The 15,954-nt window shown below is 68.8% G+C and carries 14 protein-coding genes; 5 read left to right on the plus strand and 9 right to left on the minus strand.

What is annotated here, in order from left to right:
• The first annotated feature begins 2,161 nt into the window (after nucleotides 1-2,161).
• The 4 genes from BN3906_RS13605 to BN3906_RS13620 all read left to right on the plus strand — a co-directional run bounded on the left by BN3906_RS13605 (nucleotide 2,162) and on the right by BN3906_RS13620 (nucleotide 5,811).
• Nucleotides 2,162-3,091 carry a cryptochrome/photolyase family protein gene (locus BN3906_RS13605; protein ID WP_390620355.1) on the plus strand — a complete coding sequence of 310 codons (930 nt, stop codon included), beginning with the start codon at nucleotides 2,162-2,164 and terminating at the stop codon, nucleotides 3,089-3,091.
• Between the two features lie 68 nt (nucleotides 3,092-3,159).
• Nucleotides 3,160-3,747 (plus strand): MarR family winged helix-turn-helix transcriptional regulator, encoded by a 588-nt coding sequence (locus tag BN3906_RS13610; RefSeq protein WP_066590159.1) that lies wholly within the window; start codon nucleotides 3,160-3,162, stop codon nucleotides 3,745-3,747.
• Complete coding sequence (locus tag BN3906_RS13615; protein WP_066590160.1) at nucleotides 3,744-4,850, plus strand: ferrochelatase; 1,107 nt, start codon at nucleotides 3,744-3,746, stop codon at nucleotides 4,848-4,850. Before BN3906_RS13610 ends, BN3906_RS13615 begins: the two co-directional genes overlap by 4 nt.
• Before the next feature lie 31 nt (nucleotides 4,851-4,881).
• Nucleotides 4,882-5,811, plus strand: coding sequence for a DNA-formamidopyrimidine glycosylase family protein (locus tag BN3906_RS13620; RefSeq protein WP_066590162.1), 930 nt, complete (start codon nucleotides 4,882-4,884; stop codon nucleotides 5,809-5,811).
• Between the two features lies 1 nt (nucleotide 5,812).
• Here BN3906_RS13620 and pgi read toward each other — a convergent pair whose 3' ends face one another.
• The 9 genes from pgi to BN3906_RS13655 all read right to left on the minus strand — a co-directional run bounded on the left by pgi (nucleotide 5,813) and on the right by BN3906_RS13655 (nucleotide 14,758).
• Entirely contained in the window at nucleotides 5,813-7,480 is a 1,668-nt protein-coding gene (pgi, locus tag BN3906_RS13625; protein WP_066590163.1) for a glucose-6-phosphate isomerase, read from the minus strand.
• A 98-nt stretch (nucleotides 7,481-7,578) separates the two neighbouring features.
• Nucleotides 7,579-8,379: a histidinol-phosphatase gene (gene hisN / locus BN3906_RS13630; protein ID WP_066590164.1), complete on the minus strand. Its 801-nt coding sequence runs from the start codon at nucleotides 8,377-8,379 to the stop codon at nucleotides 7,579-7,581.
• A gap of 104 nt (nucleotides 8,380-8,483) precedes the next feature.
• The gene (locus tag BN3906_RS13635; protein ID WP_066590166.1) at nucleotides 8,484-9,317 is read right to left on the minus strand and encodes a GlgX family protein; all 834 of its coding nucleotides are present in this window, start codon (nucleotides 9,315-9,317) and stop codon (nucleotides 8,484-8,486) included.
• Nucleotides 9,295-9,582 carry a GlgB N-terminal domain-containing protein gene (locus BN3906_RS13640; protein WP_066590168.1) on the minus strand — a complete coding sequence of 96 codons (288 nt, stop codon included), beginning with the start codon at nucleotides 9,580-9,582 and terminating at the stop codon, nucleotides 9,295-9,297. Before BN3906_RS13640 ends, BN3906_RS13635 begins: the two co-directional genes overlap by 23 nt.
• A gap of 67 nt (nucleotides 9,583-9,649) precedes the next feature.
• Nucleotides 9,650-10,291 carry a glycogen/starch/alpha-glucan phosphorylase gene (locus BN3906_RS15280; RefSeq protein ID WP_222705293.1) on the minus strand — a complete coding sequence of 214 codons (642 nt, stop codon included), beginning with the start codon at nucleotides 10,289-10,291 and terminating at the stop codon, nucleotides 9,650-9,652.
• The gene (gene glgP, locus BN3906_RS13645; RefSeq protein ID WP_261797049.1) at nucleotides 10,233-11,837 is read right to left on the minus strand and encodes a glycogen/starch/alpha-glucan family phosphorylase; all 1,605 of its coding nucleotides are present in this window, start codon (nucleotides 11,835-11,837) and stop codon (nucleotides 10,233-10,235) included. The genes BN3906_RS15280 and glgP overlap by 59 nt, the downstream gene beginning before the upstream one ends.
• A 57-nt stretch (nucleotides 11,838-11,894) precedes the next feature.
• Complete coding sequence (locus BN3906_RS15285) at nucleotides 11,895-12,101, minus strand: hypothetical protein (protein ID WP_222705291.1); 207 nt, start codon at nucleotides 12,099-12,101, stop codon at nucleotides 11,895-11,897.
• 51 nt (nucleotides 12,102-12,152) lie between these two features.
• Nucleotides 12,153-13,886 carry a glycoside hydrolase family 13 protein gene (locus BN3906_RS13650; protein ID WP_261797050.1) on the minus strand — a complete coding sequence of 578 codons (1,734 nt, stop codon included), beginning with the start codon at nucleotides 13,884-13,886 and terminating at the stop codon, nucleotides 12,153-12,155.
• Complete coding sequence (locus tag BN3906_RS13655; RefSeq protein WP_066590172.1) at nucleotides 13,883-14,758, minus strand: inositol monophosphatase family protein; 876 nt, start codon at nucleotides 14,756-14,758, stop codon at nucleotides 13,883-13,885. Before BN3906_RS13655 ends, BN3906_RS13650 begins: the two co-directional genes overlap by 4 nt.
• 82 nt (nucleotides 14,759-14,840) lie before the next feature.
• On the opposite strand from BN3906_RS13655, the gene prfB reads away from it, so the two are divergent.
• Nucleotides 14,841-15,954: peptide chain release factor 2 (gene prfB, locus BN3906_RS13660; protein ID WP_066590175.1), on the plus strand; the 1,114-nt coding region annotated here is incomplete at its 3' end.

Consider the following 15,954-nt stretch of genomic DNA (forward strand, 5'->3'; position numbering starts at 1 on the left):
GCGCAACCCGGGCCGCCGCCAGCCGCTGTGGCAGCAGCGCCAGCGGGCGTCCCAGCTGCTCGACGCCGCACGCCCGCACCCGGAGTTCCCGGTGATGGTGGAGACCATGCGTGAATGCCTGCAGGACGTCTACGACCTCCCGGTCCTGGAACGCATCGTCGGCGCGGTGGGCTCGCGGCGTATGCGGGTCGCCGAGATCACCACCGACACCCCCTCAGCATTCGCCGAGTCCCTCCTGTTCAGCTACACGGGGGCGTTCCTCTACGAAGGGGACTCCGCCGAGCGCGCCGCGGCCTTGTCGGTCGACCCCGCCCTGCTCGCCGCCGTCCTCGGTCAGCGTGGGGAGGGGCTGGAACTCGACGGGGAGGTCGTCGCCGACATCGTGGCGGGCCTGCAGTGGCTCTCCGACGGACGGAGGGCGCGGACGGCGGAACAGGTCGTGGACATGCTCCGTGCGCTGGGCCCGCTGTCCCCGGACGAGGTGGGGAGGCGGGTGGACCCCGCCGCCGTCACCGTCGGGGGGCAGGGTGCCCCGGCGGTGCTCGACGAGGTCCGGGCGATGATGCCCCGCAGGGTGTGCGAGGTCAGGGTGGGTGGCGTTCTGCGGTGGGCGGTCGTGGAGGACGCCGCACTGCTGCGTGACGGACTCGGTATCCCTGTGCCCCCGGGGGTCGCCGCTGCGGCGCAGACCGTGCCGGACGCCGTGGACCAGCTGCTGCTGCGGTGGGCCCGGACACACGGGCCGTTCACCGCATCCCGGGTGGCGGAGGAGTTCGGTCTCGGGGTGGCCACCGCCGACGCCCTGGCACGCCGGTGGGTCAGCAGCCGGCGCCTCGACACCGTCACCGTGGACGGGCAGGAATGCTACGTGGACACCGGTGTGCTGCGCCGACTGCGTGCCGCGACCCTGGCGAAGGCCCGCGGTGCCCTGGAGCCGGTGAGCACCCAGACCTATGCGGCGTTCCTGGGTTCCTGGCACGGGCTCGGCACCGCCGAGCGTGACGACCTGGCCTCTGTCATCGAACAGCTCGCGGGTGTGCCCCTGCCGGCGAGTGCCTGGGAGACGGTCGTGCTGCCTGCCCGGATTCCCGGATACCGGCCGGAAGACCTTGACGAGCTCATCTCCTCCGGTGAGGTCGTGGTAGTCGGGGCGGGGGCGGCCTCGCCGACAGATCCTCTGGTGACTCTGCTGCCCGCCGATCTCGCCCCGCTGCTCGTGGAGGGCGGTGACCCCGACGGTGTCACCCTGGGACCGGTCGCCCGACTGGTGGCCGACAGGGTCGCCGGAGGTGGGGCCTTCCTGGCCTCCGAGATCGCCCGGGCACTCGGTGAGGACGCCGCGCAGCTGCCCGGCGGGACCGCGCACGAAGCGGTGGATGACGCGATCAGGGAACTCTTCGACGCCGGACTGCTGATACCGGACTCGTTCGCCGCGGTGCGGGCCCGCCTGGCCGGCACCGGACTCACCGACGTCGTCGGTCGGGGACCGGGAGGCGCGTCAGGGTCGAAGGGGGCACACAAAGCCCCACGGAGGAACCGTGGGAGGGGCTCGGCTGCCCGGTTGCGGATGGGGCGCACCACTTTCGCCAGAACAGCCAGGTCCGAGGAGGTCCGGTCGCGTCGGGCGGCGATGGACGCCCATGCGGGTGTCCCCGGTCGGTGGTCGGCGGTCCCGGTACCGTCGTCCTCGGCGGCGGACCGCGCAGTCGCCCGGGTCGAGGCATGGCTGGACCGGTATGCGGTGGTGACCCGGGGTTCGGTCGTCGCCGAGCATTACGGGGGAGGGTTCGCCGCCGCGTACCGCCTGCTCTCCGCCTGGGAGGACAGTGGGGCACTGCTGCGCGGGTACATCGTCGACGGTCTCGGCGGCGCCCAGTTCGCGTCCCGGGTGGTCGTCGACCGGCTCCGCGCGATCGAGGAGGAACCTGACACCCGGGAGGACAGGGGCCCGGTGGTGCTCGCCGCCTCGGATCCGGCGAACCCTTTCGGAGCCGCGGTGCCCTGGCCGGGTTCCGGTGACGCTGCGGACGCCGTGGACGGGGAGGGTGGCGGCGCCGCCTTTTTTTTTTTTTAATGATACGGCGACCACCGAGATCTACCCTCTTTCCCTACACGACGCTCTTCCGATCTCGACCCGCCTGCCGCGGTGCCGTTCCCCGCGGTGCCCCGCAGTGCGCCTGAACCGTGGACGGTGACCCTGGAACGGGTGTGGGACCCGGGGGAGGAGGCGGCGCTGGCCTCCCTTGCCGCGTTCACCGGTGATGACCGTTCAGCGGTGTCAGGCCGGGAGGGGACCCGTGCCGGCTACGCCGTGGGCCGGGACTTCCCCGGGCAGGACGCCACCAGCCGTCTGTCGCCGCACCTGCGACACGGTGAGCTCAGTCCCCACCGGGTGTGGTTCGCCGTCGGTGCGGCGGCTGAACGGGGTGACCTTCGGTGGGAGGACGCCGTGGCGTTGCGCACTGAACTGCTGTGGCGGGATTTCAGCTGGCAGAGGTTGTACCACCGTCCGGATCTGGCGACGCGGTGCGTCCGTGAGGAGTTCGACCGCTTCCCCTGGCGTGGTGACCGAAGCGGCGGCACGGCCACGGATACAGCCACGGCCACGGACACAGCCACCGCCACGGAGCCGTGCCACCCGTCCGGCCCGGACCCTGCACTGGCCGGGGATCTCGCCGCGTGGCGTTCCGGGGAGACAGGTTTCCCGTTGGTGGACGCGGGGATGCGGGAACTGTGGGCCACGGGGTGGATGCACAACCGGGTCAGGATGGTGGTGGCGAGTTTCCTCACCAAGAACCTGCTGATCCACTGGCGTCTCGGGGAGGAGTGGTTCTGGGACACCCTGGTGGACGCGGACCCGGCGTCCAACCCCTTCAACTGGCAGTGGGCGGCGGGCTGCGGTGACGATGCCTCACCCTACTTCCGCATCTTCAACCCGGTGACCCAGCAGAAGAAGTTCGATCCTGACGGGGAGTACGTCGGGCGGTGGACTGCGGCAGTTGATGATCCCGGATCCGTCGTGGAACCGGTGGTGGACCTCGCGGTGTCGCGGGAGGAGGCGCTTGAGGCCTACCGGAAGATACGTCAGTGACCGGTGTCGGACTGCCACGGCAGTATTAAGAACTTGTTGATTGTTAACGTTTATGTATTATCTCTGTCATGGCTGATGACGGGATAGACCTCCACGCCTTCTCTCCACGGCAACTTGCTGAAACCTGCGGCTCCGGCACGTACACCGGCAGCGACGACGAACCCGGGACGGAGATGCCGGTCGTCCCACCTGAGCCGGCCCCGGCATTCGAGGTGATGCGCGCCCTGGGGCGGTTGCGGACCGCAGAACGCGAGTGCGATGAATCCTCCCGCCGGTACATGCGGATCAGTGGACAGGGAATGCACGCCGTGCGCTATCTCATGGCAGCACAACGTCAGGACATCCCTGTCACCCCGACCATGATCGCCGAACACCTGGGGATCTCCCGGGCGTCGACCACCAGACTGCTGCGGCGGCTCGAGGAGGACGGGCACATCGTCCGCAGGATCAGCCCCGGAGACCACCGTGCCTTCCTGATCGAGGTCACCGCCCCGACCGCGGCAGCCGCACGCTCCAGAGTCGGACAGGTGCACGCGCGACGGCTCGGAGTCGCCGCAGCCCTGACAGATACCGAACGCGCCACGGTCATCAGCTTCCTCGACCGGATGACCGCTGTACTGACCACCCCCGCAGAAACAGGAGAGACGAGACCATGAGCGATCCCGACGCAGTCCTGCTGCTGTCCTTCGGTGGACCGGAGAAGGCCGGGGACGTCATCCCCTTCCTCGAGAACGTGACCCGGGGAAGGGGAATCCCCCGGTCACGGCTCGAAGTAGTCGGAGAGCACTACCGTGCGCTCGGCGGGCGCAGTCCGCTCAACGACCTGAACCGGGAGCTGATCGCCAACATCCGCAGGGCACTGGCCGCACGCGGACATGACCTGCCCGTCTACTTCGGCAACCGTAACTGGCACCCCATGGTCGAGGACGCCGTGGCGCGCATGACCGCCGACGGTGTCCGCGACGCCGTCGTGTTCGCCACCTCCGCCTGGGGCGGGTACTCCGGCTGCCGGCAGTACCACGAGGACATCGCCCGGGCCCGGCAGTCCGTCCTGGACCGGGGGGACAGTCCTCCCCGGCTTCGGAGGCTCCGGCACTTCCACGACCATCCACGGTTCATCGCGGCCTTCGCCCACTCCGTCGACAGTGCACGCAGGGCGCTCGGAGACGCCGGGGCGGACGCCGACCTGGTGTTCACCGCCCATTCGGTCCCCCTCAGCGCCGACAGGCAGGCGGGACCGCCCGACGCCGGCGGCCACCTCTACTCCAGGCAGGTCCGTGACTCCGCCCGGCTGATCCGCGCGGCCTCCTCTTTCGCACCCGGCGGTGGCCCCGACGCGCGCGCAGTCGGTGACCCGTGCAGGGACGACAGCAGGGACGTCGAACTGGTGTGGCAGTCCCGTTCCGGGCCCCCGGCGGTCCCCTGGCTCGGCCCGGACATCTGCGACCACCTGCGTGACCGGGTCGCACAGGGAAACCGGCGACCGGTGGTGCTCTGCCCGGTCGGTTTCATCTCCGACCACGTGGAGGTGATCTGGGACCTCGACACCGAGGCGAGGGAGGTCGCCGCAGAACTCGGGATTAGGCTGAGCCGTGCGGCCACACCCGGGCCCACCCCCGACTTCGCCGACATGGTCGTGGACCTCGTGGAGGAACAGACTGAAGGGTCCGGCAGGGTTACGGCGTCCTGCGGGACGGTCCCGAACTTCGGCAGTGCCGTTGACGGGGCACCGTGCACGGCAGGCTGCTGCGGGGCCTGAACCGACCACCGGCAGAGAACAGGAGACCAGCATGCCCGAAGGCGATTCCGTACTCCAGCTCTCCGAAAGGATGCAGTGGATGGGCGGACGGACCGTCACCCGCAGTGACATCAGGGTCCCCCGGTTCGCCACCGAAGACCTCGTCGGGCGGCAGGTCACCCAGGTCTGGCCCTACGGCAAACACCTGTTCATCGATGTCTCAGGCAGGGTCCTGCACACCCACCTGAAGATGGAGGGGGTCTGGTCGGTCCACACCGTCGGCACCCGGTGGAGACGCCCCGGTCACACCGCACGGGTGGTCCTCCGCTTCGCCCCGCAGCACCCCGGCGGACCTGAGATCGAGGTCGTCGGGCACAGTCTGGGCTTCGTGCGTCTCTTCGACCGCGGTGAATACGCTTCCGTGGTCGGACACCTCGGCCCCGACATCCTCGCCCCTGACTGGGACGCCCCGGGGTCGTGGACATCGTCCGGCCACGGCGCCGGGGCAAAGGCCGTCGGTGGCCGTGTGCCGGAGGAAACCGTGCCGGAGGAGTCGGTCTCGCGACGGCAGGAGGCACTACGACGCATCCTCTCCCGGCCGGAGCGGAGCATCGGTGCGGCACTGCTCGACCAACGCAATGTGGCGGGCATCGGAAACGAGTACCGGGCGGAAGTGTGCTTCCTCGCCGGCGTCGACCCGCGGCGTCCCGTCGGCACCGGTGCCGACGGGGTGGACACCGCCACCAGCCTGCTGGACCTGACGAGGAAGGTGATGTGGGCCAACCGGAGGGAACCACGGCGCGTGTTCACCGGCGACCGCCGACCCGGAATGGGCGACTACGTGTTCGGCCGCGCCGGCCGGGCCTGCCGACGCTGCGGCACCCCGGTCGCACAGGCTTTCCTCGGAGGGCCCGACTCCGGCGGAGACGACGGGGAACTCGAGCGGGTCATCTGGTGGTGCCCGGTCTGCCAGCCGGAATGACCTACCGGCTCCGACGGGCGCGGATGAACTCCACCAGGTCGTCGGTGGAGGCGTCCCCGGAATCCACCGGGGTCGTCGGATCACTGAGCAGGGGCAGAAGATTGGACGCCTGCTCCTTACCGAGCTCAACACCCCACTGGTCGAAACTGTTGATGCCCAGCACCACCCCTTCGATGAAGGTGACGTGCTCGTAGAGGGCGATCAGTGCCCCCAGCACCCGGGGCGTGAGACTGTCGGCGAGGATGGTCGTCGAGGGGCGGTTGCCCGGCATCACCTTGTGGGGGACCAGCCGCTCCGGCACCCCTGCCTCCCGCAGTTCCTCGGCGGTCCGCCCGAAAGCCAGCACCTTCGACTGCGCCAGCAGGTTCGCCAGGAGCATGTCATGCATGCTGGTGGTGCCGTCGGCGGCGACAAGATCCTCGTGCGGGTTGACGAAACCGATGAAATCGGCGGGTACCAGGTGGGTGCCCTGGTGCAGGAGCTGGAAGAAGGCGTGCTGGCCGTTCGTCCCCGGCTCCCCCCAGTAGATCTCCCCGGTCTCCGTGTCCACGGTGGACCCGTCGAGATGCACCGACTTGCCGTTCGACTCCATCGTCAGCTGCTGCAGGTAGGCGGGGAAGCGGGCCAGATCCTGGGAGTAGGGCAGGACAGCATGGGACTGCGCGCCCAGGACCGAGGTGTACCAGACCCCGAGCATGCCCATGAGCACCGGGACGTTCATCTCCAGGGGCTCGGAGGAGAAATGGTCGTCCACCTCACGGAAACCGGCGAGGAACTCCATGAAGTCCCGGGGACCGATCGCGGCCATCAGCGACAGACCGATGGCCGAGTCCACGGAGTAACGGCCGCCGACCCAGTCCCAGAAACCGAACATGTTCGCCGTGTCGATGCCGAAGGCCTCGACCTCAGCCGCGTTGGTGGACACCGCCACGAAGTGTTTCGCGACAGTCTCGCGGACGGCGTCCGGGTCCGAGGTGTCCGTCCCCAGTTTCTCCAGCAGCCAGCGTCGCGCCGCATGCGCGTTGGCCAGGGTCTCCGCGGTCGTGAAGGTCTTCGAGGAGACGATGAACAGTGTGGACTCCGGGTCCAGCCCCTGCAGGGTCTCCACCAGATCCGAAGGGTCGACATTGGAGACGAAGTGCGGGGTGATCCCGGCGGTGAGGTACGCACGCAGGGCGGTCGCCGCCATCACCGGTCCGAGATCGGAACCTCCGATACCGATGTTCACGACTTCCTTGACGGTGTGCCCGGTCGAGCCCCGCCAGGTACCCGAACGCAGGCCGCGGGCGAAGTCCCTCATGCGGCCGAGCACGTCGTGGACGTCAGCGGCGACATCCTGCCCGTCGACGACCAGGTCCAGTTCCACCGGCAGCCGCAACGCCGTGTGCAGGACCGCGCGGTCCTCGGTGACGTTGATGTGCTCTCCGGTGAACATCGCCGCACGGCGTTCCTCCACCCCCACCGCGCGGGCCAGGGCGGTGAAGTGGCGGATGACCGTGGCGTCCACCAGATTCTTCGACAGGTCGACGTGCAACGGGCCGACGTCGAAGGTGAGGTCACCGGCCCGGCCGGGATCTTCACGGAACAGGTCACGCAGCGTGGTCTCCCGTATCCGCGGGGCCTGTCCGACCAGTGCGGTCCATTCGGGAAGGGACGTCAGAGTCGTCATGTCTGCCTTTCTGCGGGTGGGGCGAGTCAATAGGGGAGAGTGGATGAGGGCACGGGAACTGTCCGCGGCCACCGCCCGCCGTGAACTCCCACGGTAACCTACCTGGGCCCGGTGGTGCCGAGAGCGTCGAGGACGCCCCGGTGCAGCAGCCCGTTGGAACCGACGGCCGAACCCGAATGCGGACCGGGGGTCCCGTCGAGACCGGTGAACCTCCCCCCGGCCTCGCGCACGAGAATGTCCAGGGCGGCGAGGTCCCAGAGGTTCACCTCCGGCTCCGCGGCGACATCCACCGTGCCCTCGGCGACCATGCAGTACGACCAGAAGTCACCGTAGCCGCGCAGTCTCCACGCCGAGTCGGTCAGGTCCAACAGACGGTCACGCAGCCCGGCGTCCCTCCACCCCTCCAGGGACGACAGGGATATCGAGGCGTCGGCGATGTCTGAGATCTTCGACACGTGCATCTGGTGGGCCCGGTCGGCCCCGAAGGTTCGCCAGGCCCCCATGCCCTGCGCCGCCCACCAGCGCCGCGACAGTGCCGGCGCGGAGACCACCCCCACGACCGGAACGCCGTCGACCAACAGTGCGATGAGGGTCGCCCACACGGGGACGCCACGGACGTAGTTCTTCGTACCGTCGATGGGGTCGACGACCCACTGCCTGCCGACCTTCTCGACGTCACCGCCGAATTCCTCGCCGAGGATCGCGTCCCCCGGGCGGTGGGTGGTGATCAGTTCGCGCACCCGCTTCTCGGTGGCGGTGTCGGCGTCGGACACCGGAGTGAGGTCCGGCTTGGAGTGGACCTCAAGGTCACCGGCCTCGAAGCGGTCCATGGTCACCGCGTCGGCGGCATTGGCGATGTTCAGGGCCAGGTTGAGGTCATCGGCGTAGCTCAGACTCATGGACTCCAGAATAGGTGGGCGACCGTGCCTGCGCAGGGGCAGGGGCCCGTCAGGCGTGCCCGGGTGTGCGGTGCGGTTCTGTGGTGCTGTTTTCGGGCCGGGGCCTACGGTGCGGAGAACACCACCACGGACTGTCCGGCCACCGGGTAGGGTCCGGTACCGTCCCAGGGGCAGTCGACAGCCCCGGACGTGTCCGCGTAACAGGTGCCGGCACCCGGGCGGGCGGAGTCGATCTCCAGCCTCCACGGGTGGTGCAGGGCACCGGGGGCCGGGGACGCCGCAGTCGCCGGATCCTCCCGCATGCACACGTGCAGACCGTTGTCGGGGACGGTGAACTCCGTGTCCGGTCCCGGATTCAGCACGACCAGGACCGTGCCCGCCGCCGCTTCCCCGAAAAGGTCTCCGGCGGTTCCCCTCAGCAGTACCGCGATGAGGCGGTGCTCCGGGTCATGCCAGTCGTCGTGGCCGGCCTCCGCCCCGTCGGCCCGGTACCAGGTGACGTCGGGCAGACCGTCGGCCCTGAGATGACCGTGCCGGAACGCCGTCTGCCGCAGCACCGGCAGCCGGTGGCGGAGAGCGGTCAGTCTCCGGGTGAAGTCCGTGAGTGCGTGGTCCGCACCTGCCCAGTCCACCCAGCCGACCTCGTTGTCCTGGACGTAGAAGTTGTTGTTCCCGCCCTGACTGTTGCTCAGCTCGTCGCCGGCCAGGATCATCGGCGTGCCCTGCGCCGTCAGCAGGGTCGTCAGCATCGCCCGGACCCTGCGGGCCCGTCGTTCCAGGATCCCGGGGTCGTCGGTAGGGCCCTCGACGCCGAGATTGTCGGAGAAGTTCTCCTCGTGACCGTCCCTGCCGTTCTCCCCGTTGGCACCGTTGTGCCGTTCAGAGTAGGAGACCACGTCAGCGAGGGTGAAGCCGTCATGGGCGGTGAGGAAGTTCACCGAAGCCGCAGCGGACCGGGGCACCGGGCGGGCCGGGCCGGGTGACGCGCAACCGGTAGTAGGGCAGGAGACGGCCGGTGAACACGCCCGGGGCGGCGGGGTGGGGGGTCAGTGCAGCCTCGTCGGTGTCGTTGACCACACTGACGGCAAGGGCCCCCGGTACGTGGACGACGATTCCCCGACCGTCGGAGGTGGGGCCCAGGGCGGCGAAAGGGTCGGGGTGTGTTCCCGCGGCCAGCCGTCGGGCGTCCGTGTCGGTGATCATCCAGGTCCCCCCTTCCCCTTCATCTCCTGTGCCTCGCCTGCGTCCGGTCGCCTGTGTACGGTCGCGGTCACACGACCGGGAGGACATCCCAGATCTTCGCCATGTACTCCCTGATCGACCTGTCGGAGCTGAAGTAGCCCATCCGTGACATGTTGATCACGGACCTGCGCTGCCACAGCGCCGGGTCCCGGTAGACCCTGTCCACCTCGGACTGCGCGGCATCGTAGGAGTCGAAGTCGGAGGCGACGAGGAACCAGTCGTTGTTCCACATGTTGTCCAGCAGGCTGTCGTAGCGGTGGTGGTCGTCGGGACTGAACGTGCCCTCGGCGACCGCCTGCAGTACATCCCTCAGCGCCTGGCTGTCCTCGATCGCGGCCCGGGCGTGCCCGGGAACCCCGCGGCGCTCCACGACCTCGTCGGCCGTCAGTCCGAAGAGGAAGAAGTTCTCGGCACCGACATGGTCCCTGATCTCCACGTTCGCGCCGTCGAGGGTGCCGACAGTAAGGGCACCGTTCAACGCGAACTTCATGTTGCCCGTGCCTGAGGCCTCCATACCTGCCGTCGAGATCTGTTCGGACAGGTCCGCCGCCGGTATCAGCTTCTCCGCCATGGAGACGTCGTAGTTCGGCGGGTAGACCACGCGCAGCAGGTCACGGGTGACAGGGTCGTTGTTGACCACCTCGGCGACATCGTTGATCAGACGGATGATGTCCTTGGCGGCCCGGTAGCTTGCCGCGGCCTTTCACCCGAAGATCTTCACCCGGGGGACCCAGCCCTGCCCCCCCGTTGTCCGGGTCCCGTCTGATCCTCTGCCAGCGGGCGATGGTCCACAGGATGTTCATCAGCTGGCGTTTGTACTCGTGCTGCCGTTTGACCTGGATGTCGTAGAGGGCCCCGGTGGGCACACTGATGTCGAACCTGTCGTCGAGCCACTGTGTCAGTCGTTGTTTGGCGAGGTGTTTCGTCTCCCCGAAGGCCTCGAGGAAACCCGGGTCGTCGAGGTGGCGTTCCAGGTCCGAGAGTCGGTCGAGGTCGGTCTCCCACCCTTCCCCGACGGTGTCGGTGACCAGGCGGGCCAACGGCCTGTTGGCGAGTTTCAACCACCGGCGTGGGGTGACGCCGTTGGTGACGTTGAGGATGCGGCCGGGATGCCGCCGGTCGAGGACCGGGAAGAGGTCCCGCTGCACCAGCTCTGTGTGCAGTGCCGAGACACCGTTGATACGGTGACTGGTGACGAAAGCAACGTCACCCATCTTCACCGCCCCGTCGCCGATCAGCCCCACCTCGTCGGGGCGGGGGCCGGCGATCTCGATCTCACGGGAGTCCAGTCTCTCGATGATCTGCAGGTGGCGGGGAAGGACTTTCTGCATCAGACCGACCGACCACCGTTCCAGGGCCTCCGGCAGCAGGGTGTGGTTGGTGTATCCGAGTACACCGGTGGTCAGGTCCGCGGCAGTGTCGAAGGCGAACCCGTGGTCGTCGACGAGCAGGCGGATCAGCTCCGGTCCGGCGATCGCCGGGTGGGTGTCGTTCATCTGGATAGCGACCCGGTCCGGAAGTCCGGTCAGGTCGGTGTGGTCGGTGAGGTAGCGCCTCAGGATGTCCTGGACTGATGCGGAGGTGAGGAAGTAATCCTGGGACAGCCTGAGTTCCTTGCCTTCCTCGGTGGAGTCGCTCGGGTACAGGACGCGGGACAGTGCCTCATGGTTGGAGGCGGCGACGATGTCACCGGCGTTGAACCGCTCCAGGTCGAACAGGTCCGCGGTGGGCATCGCCGCCCACAGCCGCAGGGTGTTCGCCCATTTCCCCCCCCCGTAACCGACGACAGGGGTGTCGTGGGCGGTGGCCCGGACCCGCGCCCGGGGACGCCACACCGGGCCTCCCTCCACGTCCTCGACCGAGCCGCCGAAGCCGACGCCGTAGGAGGATTCGGGGCGGGTGAAGTTCCACGGGTCCTCGGTGGCCAGCCAGTCCTCCGGGGTCTCGATCTGCCTGCCGTGGTCGAAACTCTGGCGGAACAGCCCGTGCTCGTAGCGCAGGCCGTAACCCACCGCGGGGCAGGCGAGGGTGGCCATCGACTCCATGTAGCAGGCTGCCAGCCTGCCCAGACCCCCGTTGCCGAGGGCGGCGTCCGGCTCGTCCTCGGTCAGGGCGGTGAAGCTGAGCCCCAGTCCGTCGAGGACCTCCTCGACGACATCGCGCAGGCCCAGGTTGATCGCGGCGTCCTCCAGCAACCGGCCGATGAGGAACTCCATCGACAGGTAGTGGACACGTTTCCGGTCCTCCGCCCAGGTGCGGCGGGTCGATTCGAACTACGGGGTGACCACCCGGTCGCGGATCGTGTGTGACAGGGCCAGCCGCCAGTCGGTCACCGAGGCGTGTTCCGGGTCCTTGCCCACGGTGTACTGCAGATGGTGCAGCAGCCACCAGCGGAAGTGGTCGGGGGTGGGGTCGGGGAGGGTGAGATCGTCACGCCCCACACCGTGGACGGGGAGAGACTCGGGACGGAGGTCAGACATGTGTCTCCAGGTGATCCTCGGGGGATCAGAGATCCCTGCCGGACTGGTTCGTCACTCTGACCGCGATCCTAACCCGGTCAGCCACACGGTGCAGTCCGGGGGGACACGGGTGGTGACCCCGGGTGTGGTCGCCAGCACCACCCTCGCCCCGGCAGGCGGGGTCCACGGCCGTGTACCGGTGTTCGTGCAGACAGTCACGGTGGTCACGGGGGTGGTCACGGTGACGGTGACGATGTCGGCGTCCTCCGCTGAGGCAGGGGTGTCCACCGTGGCGCGGCCCTCACCGGTCCGCAGTTCCCTGCGCAGCCCCAGCACAGTCCGGTAGAGCTCGAGGGTGGAGTCCGGGTCCCCGGCCTGCCTGTCGACCGCGAGGTCGGCGAAAACGGGCGGCTGGGGCAGCCACGGAGGTGCGGCAGCGTCGGCGGGCCCGAACCCGAAGCCCGGGGCGTCCGCGGTCCATGGCAGCGGCACCCTGCACCCGTCACGGCCCAGCTCAGGGTGGTCGGTGCCGCGGGTGCGGCGGAAGGTCGGGTCCTGGCGGGCGGAGTCCGGGATGTCCAGCACCTCCGGCAGGCCGAGCTCTTCACCCTGGTAGAGGTAGGCGCTGCCAGGCAGTGCGAGCATCAGGGCGGTGGCGGCCCTCGCGCGTGCCAGTCCGGTGGCCCGGTCCGGTTCGTGGACCGGTCCGGCCAGCTGGGTGACCGCCTCCTGCGGCGCGAGTGCGAGGCGGGTGGCGGGCCTGATCACGTCGTGGTTGGACAGGACCCACGTGGTGGGTGCGCCGACAGCGTCGTTGACGCGGAAGGAGTCGGTGATGACGGTCCTGAGGTCCGCCGCATTCCACCGGGTGTCGAGGAAGGCGAAGTTGAACGCCTGGTGGTGTTCACCGGGGCGTACGTACCGGGCGATGCGGTCGACCGGGTCCACCCACGCCTCGGCGACCATGATGCGCTGCTGCTCAGCGGTGCCGTAGCTGTCGATGATGCGCCGCCACCGGCGGTAGATGTCGTGGACCCCGTCCAGGTCCCAGTAGGGTGAGGCGGCGGAGGACATGGTGTCGGAGCCGGCGGCGTCCCCGGTCTCCCCGGCGTCGCCGGCGTCGCCAGTGTCCGGAAGTCCGGGTTCCTTGACCATCCCGTGGGCGACATCGACACGGAAACCGTCGACGCCGCGGTCCAGCCAGAACCGCAGTACCCCGTCGAAGGCGTCGTGGACTCCCGGGTCATCCCAGTTCAGGTCGGGCTGGGAGGAGTCGAAAAGGTGCAGGTACCACTGTCCGTGCGGGTCCCCGGGATGCTTCGACCAGGCGGACCCGCCGAAATTGGACCGCCAGTTGTTCGGGGGAGTGTCCGGGTGCTCCGGGTCCGGTGTCCGGAAGTGGTAGCGTGCCCGCTGCCTGCTGCCCACCGGCGAGTCCAGTGCACTGCGGAACCACCGGTGACGGTCGCTGGTGTGGTTCGGGACCAGGTCGACGATCACCCGGAGTCCCAGGTCGTGGGCCCGGGAGATGAGGGCGTCGGCGTCGGCGAGGGTGCCGAACCGGGGGTCCACGTCGCAGTAGTCGGCGACGTCGTACCCGGCGTCCTTCTGGGGTGAGGGGTAGAACGGGGAGATCCACACGGCGTCGACGCCGAGGTCACGCACATAGGGCAGGTGCGCCGTGATTCCGGGGAGATCGCCCGTCCCGTCGCCGTCCGAGTCGGCGAAAGACCTGGGGTACACCTGGTAGATCACGGCATGATGCCACCAGCCGGGTGCTCCGGAGGCTGCCACGGTGCCGCTCAACTACCGTCACCGGCCGAGCGGAGTATCTCGACCACCCGCCCGACGGACGCCGGCGTCCCCGCCACGGACCAGAGTTTTCCGCCGGCGGTGACCCTCTCGACCTGTCCGCCGGCACCTTCGACGAGTGCCCGGCCGGGGAGGAGGTCCCAGGGCAGCACGCTGTGCTGCATCCAGCATCCGTTGTTTCCCTGGGAGACGTTGCCGAGGTCGACGGAGGCCGATCCGTTCCAGCGCACGGTCGCGAACTCCCGGACCACCGAGGTGTAGACCTCGTTGACCGTGGGGTCGGCGATGTCGGTGGGGTGGAGGTAGCCGCCGAGGCAGGTCGCGGCCGGTGCGAGGTTCCTGCCGCCGTCGTCGAGCCGTCCGACGGGACGGCCGTCGAGGCTCGTCGGGAAGTCCGCGCCGCCGAACCACGTGTATCCCATGGCGGGACGGTGGACCGCACCGAAGTGGATGAGGTCAGGGTCGTCGGGGTCGCCCTCCACCAGGGACAGGGCCGAGCACCAGTAGTCCGAGCCGGTGGTGAAGTTGTAGGTGCCGTCGACGGGGTCGATCACCCAGGTGCGGCCGGAGTGGCTGGACGCCGAGGTCCCCTCCTCACCGAGGAGACCGTCTTCGGGGCGGAGGGTGTGCAGGGTCTCGGCGATGAACTGTTCCGCGGCGTTGTCGGCGGCGGTCACGACGTCGGAGACCGAGGTCTTGTACTCCGTCGTCAGTCCTGCCTCGCGCATGCGCCACGCCAGTCTCCCGGCGTTGTAGACGAGCGCCTGGGCCAGGGCGGCGTCGTCGTCCCGGTCGTGGGCGATGATGAAGGTCTTGGTGATGGCCTGGAGTGCTTCAGCGGGGATCGGTGACGTCGGCGAAGTCATGGTCCCTATTGTGCCGTGGCAGGCGGTGACCCGCGCGGGCGGGTGCGGGGTGCCGGGGCCGGGGGCGGTAGAGTGGACCACCATGCAGCCGGATGTCACCCAAGCGCTCGACCACCTCGACAGCACCCTGACCACTATCGAGAAGGTGCTTGACCTCGATGAACTCGATGACCGTGTCAGGGAACTGGAGGCGCAGGCCGCAGACCCGTCGCTGTGGGACGACCCTGACCACGCCCAGCAGGTCACCAGTCAGCTCAGCCATGTGCAGTCCAGGTTGCGGAAGGTGCGGGGGCTGCGGTCGCGGTTGGACGACCTTCCCGTGATGTACGAGATGGCTGAGGAAGCTGCCGTAGAGGACGCCGCGGAGGGCCGGGAGGCCAGGGAACTCGCCGACGCCGAGCTCGGTGAACTGCGTTCGGAGATCGAGTCCCTCGAGGTCACGACGATGCTATCCGGGGAGTACGACGACCGTGAGGCGGTGGTGAACATCCGTTCCGCCGCCGGTGGCGTGGACGCCGCGGACTGGGCGGAGATGCTCATGCGCATGTACACCCGGTGGGCGGAGAAGCACGGGCACAAGGTGGAGGTGTACGACATCTCCTACGCGGAGGAAGCGGGGATCAAGTCGGCGACCTTCGTCGTCCACGGCGACTACATGTACGGCACGTTGTCGGTGGAGCAGGGCACGCACCGTCTGGTGCGCATCAGTCCCTTCGACAACCAGGGGCGCCGTCAGACTTCCTTCGCGGAGGTCGAGGTGCTTCCGGTGGTGGAGACGAGTGACCATGTGGACATCGACGAGAACGACGTGCGTGTGGATGTCTACCGTTCCTCAGGCCCCGGCGGCCAGTCGGTGAACACGACGGACTCGGCGGTGCGGCTGACCCACATTCCCACCGGCATCGTGGTGACCTGCCAGAACGAGAAGTCGCAGATCCAGAACAAGGCGTCGGCGATGCGGGTTCTGGCTGCGAAGCTGCTGGAGAGGAAACGTCAGGAGGAGGCGGCGGAAATGGACGCCCTGCGCGGGGACGGCTCGAACTCCTGGGGCAACCAGATGCGGTCCTATGTCCTGCACCCGTACCAGATGGTCAAGGACCTGCGGACGAACTACGAGGTCAACGACCCGTCGAAGGTGCTGGACGGGGACATCGACGGGTTCCTGGAGGCCGGGATCCGCTGGCGGATGGCGGAGC

This window comes from Corynebacterium provencense, from assembly GCA_900049755.1.
Lineage (GTDB): Bacteria > Actinomycetota > Actinomycetes > Mycobacteriales > Mycobacteriaceae > Corynebacterium > Corynebacterium neomassiliense.